This is a genomic window from Variovorax sp. KBS0712 (genome assembly GCF_006323185.2).
Classification (GTDB): Bacteria; Pseudomonadota; Gammaproteobacteria; order Burkholderiales; family Burkholderiaceae_C; genus Variovorax; species Variovorax boronicumulans.
This window is the reverse complement of the sequence record NZ_VCCD02000001.1, coordinates 2588855-2604829: the sequence shown is the minus strand read 5'-3', so window position 1 is coordinate 2604829 and position 15975 is coordinate 2588855. Positions and strand designations below refer to the sequence as shown.

The 15975-nt window shown below is 67.7% G+C and carries 14 protein-coding genes and 1 tRNA gene; 10 read left to right on the top strand and 5 right to left on the bottom strand.

The genetic code is table 11. From position 1 onward, the window contains the following. Positions 1-44 precede the first annotated feature (44 nt). A complete protein-coding gene (efp, locus tag FFI97_RS12085; RefSeq protein WP_062479082.1) occupies positions 45-599 on the bottom strand; it encodes an elongation factor P in 555 nt (184 codons plus the stop codon). Between the two features lie 153 nt (positions 600-752). Next, a complete protein-coding gene (gene earP / locus FFI97_RS12080; RefSeq protein WP_139705439.1) occupies positions 753-1853 on the bottom strand; it encodes an elongation factor P maturation arginine rhamnosyltransferase EarP in 1101 nt (366 codons plus the stop codon). A gap of 104 nt (positions 1854-1957) precedes the next feature. On the opposite strand from earP, the gene FFI97_RS12075 reads away from it, so the two are divergent. Continuing rightward, positions 1958-3409, top strand: coding sequence for a M20/M25/M40 family metallo-hydrolase (locus tag FFI97_RS12075; protein WP_139705441.1), 1452 nt, complete (start codon positions 1958-1960; stop codon positions 3407-3409). 61 nt (positions 3410-3470) lie between these two features. Here the strand turns inward: FFI97_RS12075 and ggt are convergent, their stop codons facing one another. Next, positions 3471-5519 carry a gamma-glutamyltransferase gene (gene ggt, locus FFI97_RS12070; protein ID WP_144004437.1) on the bottom strand — a complete coding sequence of 683 codons (2049 nt, stop codon included), beginning with the start codon at positions 5517-5519 and terminating at the stop codon, positions 3471-3473. Positions 5520-5665: 146 nt separating this feature from the next. On the opposite strand from ggt, the gene uvrC reads away from it, so the two are divergent. From uvrC to FFI97_RS12055, 3 genes are read left to right on the top strand one after another with little or no spacing between them, the layout of a single operon-like run. Then, a complete protein-coding gene (gene uvrC, locus FFI97_RS12065) occupies positions 5666-7639 on the top strand; it encodes an excinuclease ABC subunit UvrC (RefSeq protein WP_139706109.1) in 1974 nt (657 codons plus the stop codon). 57 nt (positions 7640-7696) lie between these two features. Next, positions 7697-8263 carry a CDP-diacylglycerol--glycerol-3-phosphate 3-phosphatidyltransferase gene (gene pgsA / locus FFI97_RS12060; RefSeq protein ID WP_062479069.1) on the top strand — a complete coding sequence of 189 codons (567 nt, stop codon included), beginning with the start codon at positions 7697-7699 and terminating at the stop codon, positions 8261-8263. Beyond that, complete coding sequence (locus tag FFI97_RS12055; RefSeq protein WP_062479066.1) at positions 8260-9147, top strand: DMT family transporter; 888 nt, start codon at positions 8260-8262, stop codon at positions 9145-9147. Before pgsA ends, FFI97_RS12055 begins: the two co-directional genes overlap by 4 nt. Positions 9148-9163: 16 nt before the next feature. Here FFI97_RS12055 and FFI97_RS12050 read toward each other — a convergent pair whose 3' ends face one another. Next, positions 9164-10126 (bottom strand): LysR family transcriptional regulator, encoded by a 963-nt coding sequence (locus FFI97_RS12050; RefSeq protein WP_139706107.1) that lies wholly within the window; start codon positions 10124-10126, stop codon positions 9164-9166. 70 nt (positions 10127-10196) lie between these two features. Between FFI97_RS12050 and FFI97_RS12045 the strand changes: the two genes are divergently transcribed. From FFI97_RS12045 to FFI97_RS12020, 6 genes are all read left to right on the top strand, one after another. Beyond that, positions 10197-11108 carry an alpha/beta fold hydrolase gene (locus tag FFI97_RS12045; RefSeq protein WP_139706105.1) on the top strand — a complete coding sequence of 304 codons (912 nt, stop codon included), beginning with the start codon at positions 10197-10199 and terminating at the stop codon, positions 11106-11108. Beyond that, positions 11105-12190 (top strand): tartrate dehydrogenase, encoded by a 1086-nt coding sequence (locus tag FFI97_RS12040; protein WP_062479058.1) that lies wholly within the window; start codon positions 11105-11107, stop codon positions 12188-12190. The genes FFI97_RS12045 and FFI97_RS12040 overlap by 4 nt, the downstream gene beginning before the upstream one ends. A gap of 209 nt (positions 12191-12399) precedes the next feature. Continuing rightward, positions 12400-12672 carry an HU family DNA-binding protein gene (locus FFI97_RS12035; RefSeq protein ID WP_007830705.1) on the top strand — a complete coding sequence of 91 codons (273 nt, stop codon included), beginning with the start codon at positions 12400-12402 and terminating at the stop codon, positions 12670-12672. A 29-nt stretch (positions 12673-12701) separates the two neighbouring features. Continuing rightward, positions 12702-12777: transfer RNA gene (locus tag FFI97_RS12030), tRNA-Val, on the top strand. A gap of 76 nt (positions 12778-12853) precedes the next feature. Further along, positions 12854-14773, top strand: a complete 1920-nt coding sequence (locus FFI97_RS12025; protein WP_139706103.1) for a SurA N-terminal domain-containing protein — start codon at positions 12854-12856, stop codon at positions 14771-14773. 109 nt (positions 14774-14882) lie between these two features. Next, positions 14883-15557: a histidine phosphatase family protein gene (locus tag FFI97_RS12020; protein WP_139706101.1), complete on the top strand. Its 675-nt coding sequence runs from the start codon at positions 14883-14885 to the stop codon at positions 15555-15557. A gap of 6 nt (positions 15558-15563) precedes the next feature. Here the strand turns inward: FFI97_RS12020 and FFI97_RS12015 are convergent, their stop codons facing one another. Continuing rightward, on the bottom strand, positions 15564-15896 hold the full coding sequence (locus FFI97_RS12015) for a hypothetical protein (protein ID WP_095744681.1): 333 nt from the start codon (positions 15894-15896) through the stop codon (positions 15564-15566). Between the last annotated feature and the right edge of the window lie 79 nt (positions 15897-15975).

Below are 15975 nucleotides of genomic sequence, written 5' to 3'. Positions count from 1 at the left end.
GCGGAGCCTTCGTCGTGGTGGTGGTCAGCCGGGTGCAGACGCGCTCAGACGCGCTTGCGGTATTCGCCGGTGCGGGTGTCGATTTCGATCTTGTCGCCTTGCGACACGAACAGCGGCACGCCGACTTCGAAGCCGGTGGCGATCTTGGCGGGCTTCATGACCTTGCCCGAGGTGTCGCCCTTGACGGCCGGCTCGGTCCAGGTGATTTCGCGCTCGACGCTGGTGGGCAGTTCGACCGAGATGGCCTTGCCGTCGTAGAACACCACTTCGACGGCCATGCCGTCTTCGAGGTAGTTCAGGGCGTCACCCATGTTCTCGGCTTCGACTTCGTACTGGTTGTACTCGGCGTCCATGCAGACGTACATCGGATCGGCGAAGTAGGAGTAGGTGCACTCCTTCTTGTCCAGCACGATCTGGTCGATCTTGTCGTCGGCCTTGAAGACCACTTCGGTGTTGAAGTTGGCGATCAGGCTCTTCATCTTCATGCGCACGGTGGCGCTGTTGCGGCCGCCGCGGCTGTATTCGGTCTTGAGGACGACCATCGGGTCCTTGCCGTGCATGATGACGTTGCCGGCGCGGATTTCTTGAGCGATTTTCATATCAGGTTCTCTGGATGTTGGCCGCTCGGTGCGCGGGGCCCTCGGCGCTGCATGCCGTCGTATCTGGCCCCGCCGTACATGTCCCGCGGCAGGTTTGGCGAAAGGCCTCCCCGACCGTGGCGGCCAGGGCTGAATTCCGCAAAGCCCGCTATTTTAGCTTTTTCCGGCGACCAGCTGCCGCAACTGGGCCAGCAGATCGTCCTGCGCCAGCAGCCTGCCGCGCGCCGCATGGGCGGTTTCGCGCCAGGCGTCCAGCGGGCCGGGCGCGGGCAGGGGCGCGTCGCCGAAACCGTTCCAGGCGTGGTGAAAAAGCCGCAGCTCCGGCGGGGCGCCGAGCCAGTCGAGCCAGGCGTTGAGCTTGACGTGGTGCGCGTCGTCGTCCTGCGGGTAGATCTGCCAGACCAGCGGCGCGCCGGCCCAGAGGGCACGCACCAGCGAGTCCTCGCCGCGCACGAAATTGAGGTCGCAGGCCCACAGCAGGTGGTCGAAATCCGCCTGGCTGAGGTAGGGGAGGTATGAAATTGATAGCGAACTCCGGCCGCCCGGTGGGCGATCGGGCGCGTCGGTGTTCGCAAGGCGGGCCTGCACCGCATGCGCGGCCCGGCCCGCGGTGACGAGCAGCCGCGTGGGCACCGGGTCGGCGGCCAGTTGGGCGAGCAGGGCGGCCAGCGCGGGCGGCTCATAACAGAAGAGCGACACCAGGCGCTCGCCTTCCTGCCAGGGAATCTGCTGCGCCTGCAGCCAGCGGGCGCGGTCGAAGCGCGCCTGGCGCGCCATCAGGTCGGGCTCGCGCAGCAGGCCGCCGGTCGCGGGCGTGAAGCCCGGGTAGAAGAAACGTTTCGTCAGCCCGGCGCCCGGGCCCTTGAACACGGGCGAGGGCAGTCGGTGCAATTTCTCGACATAGGGTTCGGCCGACAGGTACTCGAGGTTGATCCAGGCTTGCGCAGGGCTCGGGGCCTGGGCGAAACGCGCGATGAGCTCGGGCTCCGGGTCGCAGCCGAAGGCCTCGACCAACACGTTTGGCGCCGGGTCGGCAACCGCGCGGCGCACGGCTTCGGCGTCGGACCAGTCGATCACCTGCACGCCGTCGCAGCCCGCTGGCGCCATCCAGTTCAGTGCCGTCGGGTCGTCGACCCACAGCCGCGCGCGTTCGCCCGCCGCCGCCAGCTGGCAGGCCAGGCGCCAGCAGACGCCCAGGTCGCCGTGGTTGTCGATGACCTTGCAGAAGATGTCCCATTGCATGCGCGTGCCCATGGCCGCGAGTGTGCCTGCGTTCGCGGTCGCTCAGGCGCGGGCGAAAACGGGGGCCGCTTGCTATGCTGCCCCTCGCCACAACAACCATCGGAGAGAGCCAGACCATGAGGATGCAGACCCGTCGCCGTTCGTCGTTTTCTTCTTCTTCGCCCTTGAGCAGTGCCAAACGCGGCGTGCTCGCGCTCTCGCTGGCCCTGGCCGGCATCGCCGGCGCCCAGGCCCAGACCGCGCCGCTCACCGCGCAGCAGCAGCGCTTTCGCGAGATCTACAAGGAACTGATCGAGATCAACACCACCCACTCGGTGGGTGACAACACGGTCGCGGCGCGGGCCATGGAAAAACGGCTGGTCGACGCGGGCTTCGCGCCCGGCGACATCCAGATCTTCGAGCCCTTCCCGAAGAAGGGGAACCTGGTGCTGCGCTTCAAGGGCGACGGCAGCAAGAAGCCGCTGCTGCTGCTGGCCCACATCGACGTGGTCGAGGCCCGCCGCGAAGACTGGAAGACCGACCCCTTCAAGCTGCAGGAAACCGGCGGCTACTTCACGGCGCGCGGCGCCATCGACGACAAGGCCATGGCCGCGGCGCTGGTCTCCGTGCTGGGGCAGCTCAAGCAGGAAGGCTTCAAGCCCAAACGCGACATCATCCTGGCGCTCACCGCCGACGAGGAGCGCGGCGACGCGCTGAGCAACGGCGCCTTCTGGCTCATCAACAACAAGCCCGAGCTGCTGCAGGCCGAGTTCGGCATCAACGAGGGCGGCGGCGGCGAACTGCGCGGCGGCAAGCCGAACCTGCACCGCATGCAGGTGGCCGAGAAGATGTACACCACCTACATGCTCGAGGCGCGCGACGTGGGCGGCCACAGCTCGGTGCCGACCAAGACCAACCCGATCTACGCGCTCTCGGCCGGCCTGGAGCGCCTGGGCAACTACGCCTTCCCGATCAAGCTCGCGGACGTCACCAAGACCTACTTCGCGCGCAGCGCCCCGTTTGCCACCGGCCAGCTGGCCGACGACATGCGCGCCATCGGCAGCGGCAACCCCGACGCCGGCGTGCTCGAGCGCATGACGGCCAACCCGGCCTACAACGCGCAGCTGCGCACCACCTGCGTGGCGACGATGGTGCAGGCCGGCCATGCCGAGAACGCGCTGCCGCAATCGGCCAAGGCCACGGTCAACTGCCGCATCCTGCCGCACGACGATCCGGAAGAGGTCGAACGCCTGCTGACCCAGGCCGTGGGCAACGACAAGATCGTGGTACGCAACATGGGCAAGCCGCTGCGCAGCCCGGCCTCGCCGCTCAACGGCGACCTCGTGAAGACGGTCGAGACGCTCACGCAGCAGATGTGGCCCGGCGTGCCCGTGGTGCCCGCCATGAGCACCGGCGCCACCGACAGCCGCTTCCTGCGCAACGCTGGTATCCCGATGTACGGCGTGACCGGCATGTTCCTGGAGCCGGCCGATGCGCGTGCGCACGGGCTGGACGAGCGCATCGAGATCCAGCGCCTGTACGACGGGCGCGAGTTCCTGTACCGGCTGGTGTCGGAAGTCGCGAAGTAAATCAACAGGTGATCAGGCAAGGGGGCTGGCGCAGCGAAGGCGGCGCCAGCCCCCTTGTCGTTCAGGGCGTGAAGGTGTCGCCCAGCACGATGCCTTCGCGGCGCGGGTCTGCGCCGCCGGTCAACGCGGGCTTGCCGCCGACGTTCGTGCGGATGATGGTGCTCACGCCGCTGGACTGCGGTGTCACCGACACCTTGTGACCCAGCCCGATCAATCCGGCGACCAGCGGGTCGTTGAGGCCCGAGTTGGTCTCGTCGACATTCGGGTGCTCGCCGCCGACGTTGGTGGTCACGGAGTTGGGCGCCCCGAAGTCGACCAGCGACGTGGCTTGTTGCGCATCCAGCCCCCAGTCGAGCGCGCCGACCAGCGTCTTCACCACGTACTGGATGATGTTGCTGCCGCCGGGCGAGCCGGTGCCCATCACGAACTCGCCCATGCTGCCGTCGGCGTTCTTCTTGAACACCAGCGTTGGCGCCATCGAGCTGCGCGGACGCTTGCCTGGGGCGACGCGGTTGGCAACCTTGTAGGTCTGCGTGGGCCTGCCGTACGGTTCGTCCGAGAAATCGGTCAGCTGATTGTTCAGCAGGAAGCCCTGCGTCATGTGGGCCGACCCCATGCCGCCTTCCACCGTGGTGGTCATCACGACCACGTTGCCCTGCTTGTCGACGATGGTGAAATGCGTGGTGCCGTGCTCTTCGGTCTTGTCGATGCCGAGCGGAACGTCGCCAAGATCGCCGGGCTGGGCGGTGCCCATGCTCTTCGCCAGACTGATGAGGCTGGCACGGCCCTGCAGGTAGGGCTTATTGATCAGGGAATCGATCGAGCCGTACGGCAGCGGGACGAAGTCGGTGTCGGCCACGTACTTTTCGCGGTCGGCGTAGGCCAGGCGCTCGGCCTCGCTCACCAGGTGCACGCCCATCACGCTCGGCTTGCCGCCTTCGAGGTCGATGGCGGTCGGCTTATGCAGGCCGAGATTGAAGGTCTCAAGGATGCCGAGCGTCTGCATCACCGCAATGCCGCCCGAGGACGGCGGCGACATGCCGCACACGTAGTAATCGCGGTAGGTGCCGCAGACCGGGTCGCGGCGCTTGGCCTTGTAGCTGGCCAGGTCGGCCAGCGTGGTCTTGCCGGGCGTGATGGCCGAGCCATCGACGGCGGCGCTGACCCCGATCTTGTCGACGATGCCCTTGGCGATGTCGCCTGCGTAGAAGACGTTGGCGCCTTGCGTGGCGATGGCGTTCAGCGTCTTGGCGTAGGCCGGGTTCGTGAGCTTGGTGCCCAGCGCCTTCGGCGTGCCGTCGGCGTTGAAGAAGTAGGCCGTGGCGTCGGCGTCGCGCTTCAGGTGTGTCGCGGAGCCCGCGATGGCGGTCGCCATGCGTCCGCCGATCAGGAAGCCGTCGGACGCGAGCGTGATGCCGTAGCCGAACAGGTCTTTCCAGGGCAGTTTGCCGTGGTCTTGATAAGCGATGTCGAGCATGCGTACGGCACCGGGCGTACCGATGGAACGGCCGCTCCAGCGGGCGCTGGGCACGGGCGCGCTGGTGTCGGTGGCATCGTCCACATAGCGCAGGTAGTTCTCGGTGGCAGCCGCAGGCGCCGTCTCGCGCCCGTCGTACGCCTGCACCTTCTTCGTCGCCGCGTCGTAATGGAGCATGAAGGCGCCGCCGCCCAGCCCGCTCGACTGCGGCTCGACCAGGCCGAGCACGGCCTGCACCGCCACCGCCGCATCGACCGCGCTGCCGCCGGCCTTGAGCACGTCGCAGCCAGCGCGCGTGGCCAGCGGGTGGTTCGCGACCACCATGTAGTTCTTGGCGTACACCAGCTTGTGGCCGGGCACGTAGCCCGACGCCGGCTCCGGCGCGGCCGGATCGCCCGGGTCGCCCGAGCCGACGACCACGGAGGTGCCGCTGCTCGGAATCTGGCAGCCGTTGTCGGCGGCGGGCGGGGCCGTGGGCGTGGGCTGGTTGGCCGCGTTGATCGCGGCGATGGCCGCGACCAGTGCGGCGTTGTTCTGCGCGTTGTTGTTGCTGTTGCCGCCGCAGCCGGCCAGGGTCAGGGAGAGCGCGAGGGGCGTCAGGGCCCACCACGCGCGCGTGGAATTCTTGTTCATGGAGAGTGCTTCCCGAGTGGTGTTATTCGAAGGACAACGGGCGCTTCTCGCGCCCGCGTCCATGATGAGCACATTTCATTCCCGTGCGTGTCGCGTTCGTGCCGGGGGCGCCGCAGGACCCCGCGCCGCGCGCCACAATAGCCGTCATGTCCGACGTGCATTCCGATCAATTGCTCAGCGAAGTCGCGGCCCTGCCGCAGTTGCCGGGCGTCTACCGCTATTTCGACGCGGCCGGCGCCGTGCTGTATGTGGGCAAGGCGCGCAACCTCAAGAAGCGGGTTGCCAACTACTTCCAGAAGAGCCACGGGGGCACCCGCATCGGCCACATGATCTCGAAGATCGTGCGCATGGAGACCACGGTCGTGCGCTCCGAGGCCGAGGCGCTGCTGCTCGAGAACAACCTGATCAAGACGCTCAAGCCGCGCTACAACATCCTGTTTCGCGACGACAAGAGCTACCCCTACCTGAAGATCGCCTCGCACGCGTTTCCGCGGCTGGCCTACTACCGCGGCGCGGTCGACAAGAAGCACCGCTACTTCGGTCCGTACCCGAGCGCGTGGGCGGTGAAGGAATCGATCCAGCTGCTGCAGAAGGTGTTCCGCCTGCGCACCTGCGAGGACACGGTGTACGCCAACCGCACGCGGCCCTGCCTGCTGTACCAGATCAAGCGCTGCAGCGGCCCCTGCGTGGGCCTCATTTCGCCCGAGGCGTACGCGCAGGACGTGGCCAGCGCCGAGGCCTTCCTGCTCGGCGACACGCAGGGCGTGCTCTCCACGCTCGAACAGCGCATGACGGCGCACGCCGAGAAGCTCGAGTTCGAGCAGGCGGCCGAGCTGCGCAACCAGATGTCGGCGATCTCGCGCGTGCTGCACCAGCAGTCGATCGAGGTGGTGTCCGACAAGGACGTCGACATCCTCGCGGTCAAGGTGCAGGGCGGCAAGGCCTGCGTCAACCTCGCCATGGTGCGCGGCGGGCGCCACCTGGGCGACCGCGCGTACTTTCCGGTGCACGTGGACGACGCGGCGCAGATCCACCACGGCGAGCTCGACGCCGACGAGGGCGTCGACCCGGTGGCTGCCGACCCGATCGAGGTGCAGGTGCTCGAGGCCTTCATCGCCCAGCACTACATCGACGTGCCGGTGCCCGCCACGCTGGTGCTGGGCCGGCAGGTGAGCCGCGCGCTCATCGAGGCGATTTCGCAGCAGGCCGGCGCGCGCGTCACGGCCGTGTTCCAGCCGCACGAACAACGCCGCCACTGGCTCGAGATGGCCGAGACCAACGCAGGCCTGCAGCTCGCGCGGCTGCTGGCCGAAGAGGGCTCGCAGCAGGCGCGCACCCGCGCGCTGGCCGATGCGCTCGAGTTGGCGTCGGACGACCTGGACAACTTCCGCGTCGAGTGCTTCGACATCTCGCACACGGCGGGCGAGGCCACGCAGGCCTCGTGCGTGGTGTTCGCGCACCACACGATGCAGAACCGCGAGTACCGCCGCTACAACATCGAGGGCATCACGCCCGGCGACGACTACGCCGCCATGCGCCAGGTGCTGCACCGCCGCTACGGCAAGCTGGCCGAGGCGCTCGCGGCCGAGACGCAGGCGCTGGCCCCGGGCGACGCGGAAAGCGAAGGGGCCGAGGGCGTCGAGGCGCCGCCGCCCAGGACGCCGGCCGCGCGCATGCCCGACCTGGTGCTGGTCGACGGCGGCAAGGGCCAGGTGTCGATGGCGCGCGAGGTGTTCAGCGAGCTGGGCCTGCCGCTGTCGCTGATCGTCGGCGTCGAGAAGGGCGAGGGCCGCAAGGTCGGGCTCGAAGAACTGGTGTTCGCCGACGGCCGCGAGAAGGTCTACCTCGGCAAGGATTCGGCGGCCCTGATGCTGGTGGCCCAGATCCGCGACGAGGCGCACCGCTTCGCCATCACCGGCATGCGGGCCAAGCGCGCCAAGGTGCGCGTGGGCGGCAGCCAGCTCGAAGACATTCCGGGCATCGGCCCGAAGCGCCGGGCGCGCCTGCTGCAGCGTTTCGGCGGCATCCGCGGCGTGGCGGCGGCGAGCGTCGAAGACCTCGCCTCGGTCGAGGGCATCGCCACCGAACTGGCCGAGGAAATCTATCGCGCGCTGCGTTGAAGCCGGGATTGCCCCCGTCCTTCCGGCGCTTCACGCGTGCATGACACAATCGCCCGCATGTTCTGGACCCTACCGACCATCATGACCTGGACGCGCATCGTCGCGATTCCGTTGATCGTCGGCGTTTTCTACCTGCCGATCAGCGAACCGACGCGCAACCTGATCGCCACGGTCATGTTCATCGTGTTCGCCGCCACCGACTGGCTCGACGGCTACCTGGCGCGCAAGCTCAACCAGACCTCTTCCTTCGGCGCCTTCCTCGATCCGGTGGCCGACAAGTTTCTCGTCTGCGCCGCGCTGCTGGTGCTGGTGCACCTGCAGCGTGCCGACGTGTTCGTGGCGCTCATCATCATCGGCCGCGAGATCGCCATTTCGGCGCTGCGCGAATGGATGGCGCGCATCGGTGCCGGCAAGAGCGTGGCGGTCCACATGATCGGCAAGGTCAAGACGACCGTGCAGATGGTCGCGATTCCCTTCCTGCTCTATGACGGGCACCTCTTCAAGGTGATCGACACCGGCCTGTGGGGCCAGTGGCTGATCTGGATCTCGGCGGTGCTCACTGTCTGGTCGATGGTCTATTACCTGCAAAAGGCCATTCCCGAGATCCGGGCCCACTCCAAATGACCGCGGCCGTCTCGGTCCGCAACGCAGGCTGGCTGCGGGCGATGCCGGCGGTCTTCGTGCTGATCTGGAGCACGGGTTTCATCGTTGCGCGCTATGGCATGCCCTATGCGCCGCCCCTCAAGTTCCTCGCCGTGCGCTATGCGCTGTCGCTCGCCTGCTTCGGCGTGTGGGTCATGCTCGCGCGCGTCGCGTGGCCGGCGAAGCGCGCGCAATGGGGGCACCTGGCGGTCACGGGCGTGCTGATGCAGGCCGGCTACCTGGGCGGCGTCTGGGCGGCCGTGCATGCGGGCATGGGCGCGGGGCTCGTGGCGCTGCTGGTCGGCATCCAGCCGGTGCTCACGGCGGTGTGGCTGTCTTTCAACGGCGGGCGCATTTCGGGACGGCAATGGACCGGGCTGGCCCTGGGTTTCGCCGGGCTGGTCTTGGTGGTGTCGCGCAAGCTGGGGCAGGGCACCGAGGTCAACGCGCTGACGATGGGGCTGGCCGTGATGGCGCTGCTGTCGATCACGGCGGGCACGCTGTACCAGAAGCGCTTCGTCGCGCCTTGCGACGTGCGCAGCGCCAGCGCGGTGCAGATGGCCGCCGCGCTGCTCGTGACCCTGCCTTTCGCCGCGCTCGAGGCGCAGGCCATCGAATGGAACACGCATTCGATCGGCGCCATGGCGTGGTCGGTGCTGGCGCTGTCGCTGGGCGGCAGCTCGCTGCTCTATATGTTGATCCAGCGCGGCACGGCCACCGCCGTGACCAGCCTGCTGTACCTCGTGCCGCCGTGCACGGCGCTGATGGCGTGGCTGCTGTTTGCCGAACCGATCACCTGGACCACGGTGCTGGGCATCGGGCTGACGGCCGTCGGCGTGAGCCTCGTGGTGCGCGCGGAGCGCTGACGGCGCTTTCTCTTTTTCAGCGCCCGGCCGGCTTGGCCGGCTTCCAGGGCTCCGAACGGAACTGCTCGACGAGGTGATCGACCAGCAGGCGCACGCGGCGCGGCGTCTTCGGTCGCCACGGCGCGACCCAGTGGATGTCGGCGTCGGGCATGCTGTACAGCGGCAGCACGCGCACCAGTTCGCCGCTTGCGAGCTGCGGTGCGATGTCCCAGAGGCTGCGCAGCATGACGCCGTGGCCCGCGAGGCACCAGTCGCGCACCATCTCTCCTGAGTTGCTCGTGAGCGGGCCTTGCACCCGCACGCGCGCCGTGCTGCTGTCGCGCGCGTGGCGCAGCGTCCAGAGCGCGAACTGGCGCGACTGCGCGGCGTCGCCGTTCTCGCGCGCGATCAGGCAGTCGTGCGTGGCCAGCGCTTCCACCGTGGCCGGAGTGCCGCGCCGTGCCAGGTAGTCGGGCGAGGCGGCCAGCACGCGCTGGTTGCGCGCGATGCGGCGCGTGGTCCAGTCGGCGGCGCGGTGCTGCTGCACCGCCCACAGCCAGACCGCACCGTCGTAGCCTTCGGCGCCGAGGTCGGGCAGTTGCTCGGTCAGCAGCAGCTCGACCTGCAGGCCGGGGTGCTGCGCCTGGAAGTCCGCGAGTGCCGGGCCGAGCCAGTGCCGGCCAAAGCCGAAGGTGGCCGCGAGGCGGACCGTGCCGATCAGCGCGTTCTGCCGCTCGCCGAGTTCGCTTTCGAGCGCCGCGAAGCCTTCGAGCAGCGTGCGCGCATGCAGGCACACGGCCTCGCCTTCGGCCGTGACGCTGAGCCGCCGCGTCGTGCGGTCGAACAGCCGCTGCCCGAGCCGGGCCTCCAGCGCGCCGAGCCGCTTGGTGATGACCGAGGGCACCACGTCGAGCGTGGCGGCCGCGCCGGCCAGGCTGCCCTGGTCGCGGATGGCCAGCACCAGTTCGAGATCGCCGCGTTCCATCGCGTGAGGATTCATGCCAAAGTGGAAAGTATGAATTGGCTGATTGTTGCTTGATGGCCGCCGGGGTGCAACGCACAATCGCGGCGTGACGGCTTCCTTCCTCGACTTTCCCCGCTTCGACATCGCCCGCGATGGCGTGCGCATCCACGGTCGCATCGGCGGGCAGGGCGCTCCCTTGCTGCTGTTGCACGGCCATCCGCAGACGCATGCGATCTGGCACCGCGTGGCGCCCGCGCTGGCCGAGCGCTTCACGGTGGTGGCCGTGGACCTGCGCGGCTACGGCGACTCGGGCCGACCGGCGGCCGACGCCGAACATGCGGTCTACAGCAAGCGGGAGATGGCGCACGACGCGCTGGCCGCCATGCGCCACCATGGTTTCGAACGCTTCGCCGTGCTCGCGCACGACCGCGGCGCGCGCGTGGCGCACCGGCTCGCGGCCGACCATCCCGGCGCGGTCGAGCGCATGCTGCTGCTCGACATCGCGCCGACGCTGGCCATGTATGAACACACCTCCGAAGCATTTGCCAAGGCCTACTGGCACTGGTTCTTCCTGATCCAGCCGCCGCCGCTGCCCGAGGCGCTGATTGCCTCCGACCCGGTGCGCTACGTGCGCAGCGTGATGGGCGGGCGGCATGCGGGGCTCGCGCCGTTCGCGCCCGAGGTGCTGGCCGAGTACGAACGCTGCATTGCCATCCCGGGCACGGCCGAATCCATCTGCGAGGACTACCGCGCCTCCGCCACCATCGACCTCGTGCACGACCGTGCCGACATCGCCGCCGGCCGCCGCCTCGCGCAGCCGCTGCGCGTGCTGTGGGGCGAGCACGGGACGGTGGGGCGCGCGTTTGATGTGCTCTCGCTGTGGCGCGAACGGGCCGACGACGTGTCGGGCCGCGCCTTGCCTTGCGGCCACTACATCCCCGAAGAAGCCCCCGATGCCTTGCTGGGCGAGGCGCTCAATTTTTTCGTTTCCCCCGAACACCCAGGAGCCACTTCATGAGCACCCACAGAATCGCAGTCATCGCCGGCGACGGCATCGGCAAGGAAGTCATGCCCGAGGGGCTGCGCGTGCTCGATGCGGCGGCGCGCAAATTCGGCATCGACCTGAAGTTCGACCACTTCGACTTCTCGAGCTGGGACTATTACGAGAAGCACGGCCAGATGCTGCCCGACAACTGGAAGGACCAGATCGGCGGCCACGACGCCATCTTCTTCGGCGCGGTCGGCTGGCCCGAGAAGATTCCCGACCACGTGTCGCTGTGGGGTTCGCTGCTCATGTTCCGCCGCGAGTTCGACCAGTACATCAACCTGCGTCCCGCGCGCCTGATGCCCGGCATCGTCGCGCCCGTGGTGCGCCGCGACGGCACGCCGCGCGCGCCTGGCGAGATCGACATGTACATCGTGCGCGAGAACACCGAGGGCGAGTACTCGAGCATCGGTGGGCGCATGTACCAGGGCACGCCGCGCGAGATCGTGGTGCAGGAAACCGTGATGTCGCGCGTGGGCGTCGACCGCGTGCTGAAGTTCGCCTTCGAGCTCGCGCAGTCGCGGCCGAAGAAGCACCTGACCAGCGCCACCAAGTCGAACGGCATCTCGATCACCATGCCGTACTGGGACGAGCGCGTGGTGGAAATGGCCAAGGGCTACCCGGGCATCACGCTGGACAAGTTCCACATCGACATCCTCACGGCGCACTTCGTGCAGCGGCCCGACTTCTTCGACGTGGTGGTGGCGAGCAACCTGTTCGGCGACATCCTGTCCGACCTGGGCCCGGCCTGCACCGGCACCATCGGCATCGCGCCCAGCGCCAACCTCAACCCCGAGCGCACCACGCCCTCGTTGTTCGAGCCGGTGCACGGCTCGGCGCCGGACATCGCCGGCCAGGGCATCGCCAACCCGATCGGGCAGATCTGGTGCGGCGCGATGATGCTGGAGTTCCTCGGCCACAAGGACGCGCACGACGCGATCCTGGCGACCATCGAGAAGGTGCTCGCGCCCCAAAGCGGCGCACCGCGCACGCCGGACATCGGCGGTCGGGCGGGCACGGCCGACCTCGGAAAGGCAATTGCCGAGGCCCTTTGAAAAGTACGTCGCGAAACGCCCCTAAAATCGCGCGCTCCGCTGGGCTGCAGTGCGCTGTGTCTTATTGACACCCCGCAGACCAGTGGTTGTAATCCTCGCTGGCAGTGAGCTGCCGAGGCGTCAGGCCTGCCATGTTCTTGAGTCGCTCCCGTCGCGGCCAGGTCGCAGCTGACGAAAGCCGACCAACTTTTTTTCGACAAGGGGCCCTTGTGAACAAGACCGAACTGATTGAGCACATCGCAAAGAACGCCGATATTTCCAAAGCCGCAGCGACCCGTGCGCTCGAATCCACCATTGGCGCCATTCGTACCACGCTCAAGAAGGGCGGTTCCGTGTCGCTCGTCGGTTTCGGCACTTTCGCAGTCGGCAAACGCGCAGCCCGCACCGGCCGGAATCCCCGCACCGGCGACGCGATTAAAATCAAGGCAGCCAAGATCCCGAAGTTCCGTCCCGGCAAGGCGCTCAAAGACGCGCTGAACTGAGGCTGTAGACTCGGAGAGTATTCAAGGTGGGGTGCTTAGCTCAGTTGGTAGAGCGGCGCCCTTACAAGGCGTAGGTCGGGGGTTCGAGCCCCTCAGCACCCACCACCACCCGATGCAAAGGCGAACACCGGTTCGCCTTTTTTATTGCCGTCCGGCGCCCGTCGAAAAAGAGTGTTCAAGCATGTTTGATACCTTCCGCAAGTACAACAAAGTCGTGATGATTTTCTTGTTCTTGCTGATCATTCCCTCGTTCGTCTTCTTTGGTGTCGAGCGCTACCAGGGCATGGGCGGCGACGAGAAGGTGGCCCGCATCCAGGGCCATGACATCACCAAGCCCGAGTGGGACCAGCAGCACCGCGTCGAGACCGACCGCATCCGCCAGCAGTCGCCCAACGTCGATCCGACGCTGCTCGACTCCGACGCGCTGCGCTACGCCACGCTGGAACGCATGGTGCGCGATCGCGTGCTGGCGGCTGCGGCGGTCAAGACCAACATGTCGGTGTCCGAAGACCGCCTTACACGCATGTTCGCGCAGGACGCCGGCCTGGCTGCGTTCCGCACGGCCGACGGCAAGTTCGACCGCGAAGCCTTCCTGCGCGCCACCGGCCGCACGCCCGAGCAGTACGAAGCATCGGTGCGCGCCGACATGGCCTCGCAGCAGGTGCTGCTGGGCGTGACGGGCACGAGTTTCGCACCGGCGGCACTGACCGCGGCCACGGTGAATGCCTTCTACGACCGCCGTGAAATCCAGGTCGCGCGCTTCGCGCCCGAGAGCTTCGCGTCGAAGGTCACGGTCAGCGATGCCGACATCGAGACCTACTACAAGGACCACACGTCGCAGTTCCAGGCGCCGGAGCAGGCCAGCATCGAGTACCTCGTGCTCGACCTCGAAGCCGCGAAGAAGAACATCGTCGCGAACGAAGCCGACCTCAAGACCTACTACGAACAGAACACCGCGCGCTTCGGCACCAAGGAAGAACGCCGTGCAAGCCACATCCTGATCACGGCGCCGGCCAGCATGTCCAGCGGCGACCGCGCCAAGGCGAAGGCCAAGGCCGAGCAGTTGCTGGCCGACGTGAAGAAGGCGCCGAACACCTTCGCCGACGTGGCACGCAAGAACTCGCAGGACCCCGGCTCGGCCGAGAAGGGCGGCGACCTCGACTTCGTCACGCGCGGCGCGATGGTCAAGCCTTTCGAAGACGCGATGTTCGCGCTCAAGAAGGGCGACATCAGCGACCTCGTCGAGACCGAGTTCGGCTATCACATCATCCAGCTGACCGACATCAAGCCGGCCGTGGTGCCGCCGTTCGAGAAGGTGCGCGCGACCATCGAGAACGACGTGCGCGCCCAACAGGCCACGCAGGAATTCGCGAAGGCTGCGGAAATTTTCACGGACACCGTCTATCAGCAACCCGAGAGCCTGAAGCCGGCCGCCGAGAAGCTGAAGCTCACGATCCAGACCGCCACCAACGTGCCGCGCACGCCCGCGCCGGGCGCCACCGGCGCGCTCGCCAGCCGCAACTTCCTGCAGGCGCTGTATGCCTCCGACTCGCTGGACCGCAAGCAGAACACCGAAGCCATCGAAGTCGGTCCGAACCAGCTCGCATCGGGCCGCGTGACGCAGTACACGGCCGCGCATCCGATTCCGCTGGCCGAGGTGAAGGACAAGATCCGCGCACAGCTCATCACCGAGCGCGCCGCAGCATTGGCCAAGACCGAGGGCGAAGCCAAGCTCGCCGCCTGGAAGGTGAAGGCCGACGGCGCCACCTTCGGCGCGCCGGTCACGGTGTCGCGCATCGATGCGCAGTCGCAGCCCGCACCGGTGATCGACGCCGCACTGCGTGCCGACGGCGCCAAGCTGCCCGCGCTGCTCGGCGTGGACCTCGGCACGCAAGGCTATGCCGTGGTCCGCGTGACCAAGGTCGTGCCGCGCACGCCGCCGACGGTCGAACAGGCGCAGCAGGAAAGCATGCAGATCGCCCAGTCGGTGACTGCTGCCGAAGCCGCTGCCTACTACGAGTTGCTGAAGCAACGCTTCAAGGTGGAGATCCTCGTGCCGAAGCCGGCCGACACGCTGCCCACCGCTGCAGCGGCGCGCTGATCAGACGGGCAACCGCTGCTCGCCACAAGCCCGGGTTCGACGACCCGGGCTTTTTTTTTGGTCGCACGAGGGACAAGCGCGTGTCGCGCTTCTTGCCAGAATCCGGCGCATGGGAACCCTTTACCTCGTGCGCCACGGGCAGGCCAGTTTCGGTGCTGCCGACTATGACAACCTGAGCGAACTCGGACACCGGCAGTCCGTGCGCCTGGGTGAATACTGGCGCGAGCGCGGCATGCGTTTCGATGCCGTCATCACCGGCACGCTGAAGCGCCACAAGCAGACCTGGGAGGGCATCGCGCAGGGGCTCGGGCTGTCGCGTGACGACGTGCTCCCATGGCCGGGGCTCAACGAGTACGACAGCGAAGCCGTCATTGCCACGGTGCACCAGGGCAAGCTCGAGAAGCCCGATTCGCCCGAGATGTACCGCCATCATTTCCGCCTGCTGCGCGATGGGCTCGGCGCGTGGATGCAGGGGCGCACGGCGCCGGTCGGCATGCCGAGCTACGTCGACTTCCTGGCCGGCGTGACCACGGCGCTCGACCATGTGCGCGAGCGGCACCACGGCGCGAAGGTGCTGGTGGTGTCGAGTGGCGGGCCGATCAGCACCGCGGTCGGCCACGTGCTGGGCACGAGCGCCGAGACGACCATCGAACTCAACCTGCGCATCCGCAACAGCTCGGTGACCGAGTTCGCCTTCACGCCGAAGCGGCACATGCTCGTGACCTACAACACCTTGCCGCACCTCGACGGCCCGGCGTATGCGGACTGGGTCACCTACTCCTGAACCGCGTCAGGCCTGCCAGACGCCGTAGCCGGCGCGGCGCAGGGCGATGCCCAGGTCGACCTCCATCAGCCGCGCATCGTCGTACGGCATCGGGTTGTAGCGTTCGTAGAGCGCGGGCAACAGCCGTAGGCCGAATTCCTGCACGAAGCGATTGGCCTGGATGCCGGCCTTGTGCTTGTCGAAACGGATGTCGGGGTCCAGGCCGGTCATTCCGACATAGACGAAGGGCTTGCCGAGCTGGTAGTCGGGGTTGGCGCGCCGGAAGCGGCCGTTGTTCCAGACGCGGTCGTCGAGTTCGACCACATAGACGTGATGACGGGCGCGTGGTTTGCGGGGCATTGGCGGGAAGCCTCGCGAGGCTGGCTGAAGAAGTGTGAGGCCCAGGCAGCCGGAAGAATCGCCGGCCGCGTTGCGCGGT

Excerpts from the sequence above, each read along its gene's own strand:
- FFI97_RS12050 (WP_139706107.1), bottom strand. The coding sequence starts at position 10,126 with ATGAATCCTCACGCGATGGAACGCGGCGATCTCGAACTGGTGCTGGCC.
- FFI97_RS12020 (WP_139706101.1), top strand. The coding sequence starts at position 14,883 with ATGGGAACCCTTTACCTCGTGCGCCACGGGCAGGCCAGTTTCGGTGCT.
- ggt (WP_144004437.1), bottom strand. The coding sequence starts at position 5,519 with ATGAACAAGAATTCCACGCGCGCGTGGTGGGCCCTGACGCCCCTCGCG.
- uvrC (WP_139706109.1), top strand. The coding sequence starts at position 5,666 with ATGTCCGACGTGCATTCCGATCAATTGCTCAGCGAAGTCGCGGCCCTG.
- FFI97_RS12055 (WP_062479066.1), top strand. The coding sequence starts at position 8,260 with ATGACCGCGGCCGTCTCGGTCCGCAACGCAGGCTGGCTGCGGGCGATG.
- FFI97_RS12075 (WP_139705441.1), top strand. The coding sequence starts at position 1,958 with ATGAGGATGCAGACCCGTCGCCGTTCGTCGTTTTCTTCTTCTTCGCCC.
- earP (WP_139705439.1), bottom strand. The coding sequence starts at position 1,853 with ATGGGCACGCGCATGCAATGGGACATCTTCTGCAAGGTCATCGACAAC.
- pgsA (WP_062479069.1), top strand. The coding sequence starts at position 7,697 with ATGTTCTGGACCCTACCGACCATCATGACCTGGACGCGCATCGTCGCG.
- FFI97_RS12015 (WP_095744681.1), bottom strand. The coding sequence starts at position 15,896 with ATGCCCCGCAAACCACGCGCCCGTCATCACGTCTATGTGGTCGAACTC.
- FFI97_RS12025 (WP_139706103.1), top strand. The coding sequence starts at position 12,854 with ATGTTTGATACCTTCCGCAAGTACAACAAAGTCGTGATGATTTTCTTG.
- FFI97_RS12040 (WP_062479058.1), top strand. The coding sequence starts at position 11,105 with ATGAGCACCCACAGAATCGCAGTCATCGCCGGCGACGGCATCGGCAAG.
- efp (WP_062479082.1), bottom strand. The coding sequence starts at position 599 with ATGAAAATCGCTCAAGAAATCCGCGCCGGCAACGTCATCATGCACGGC.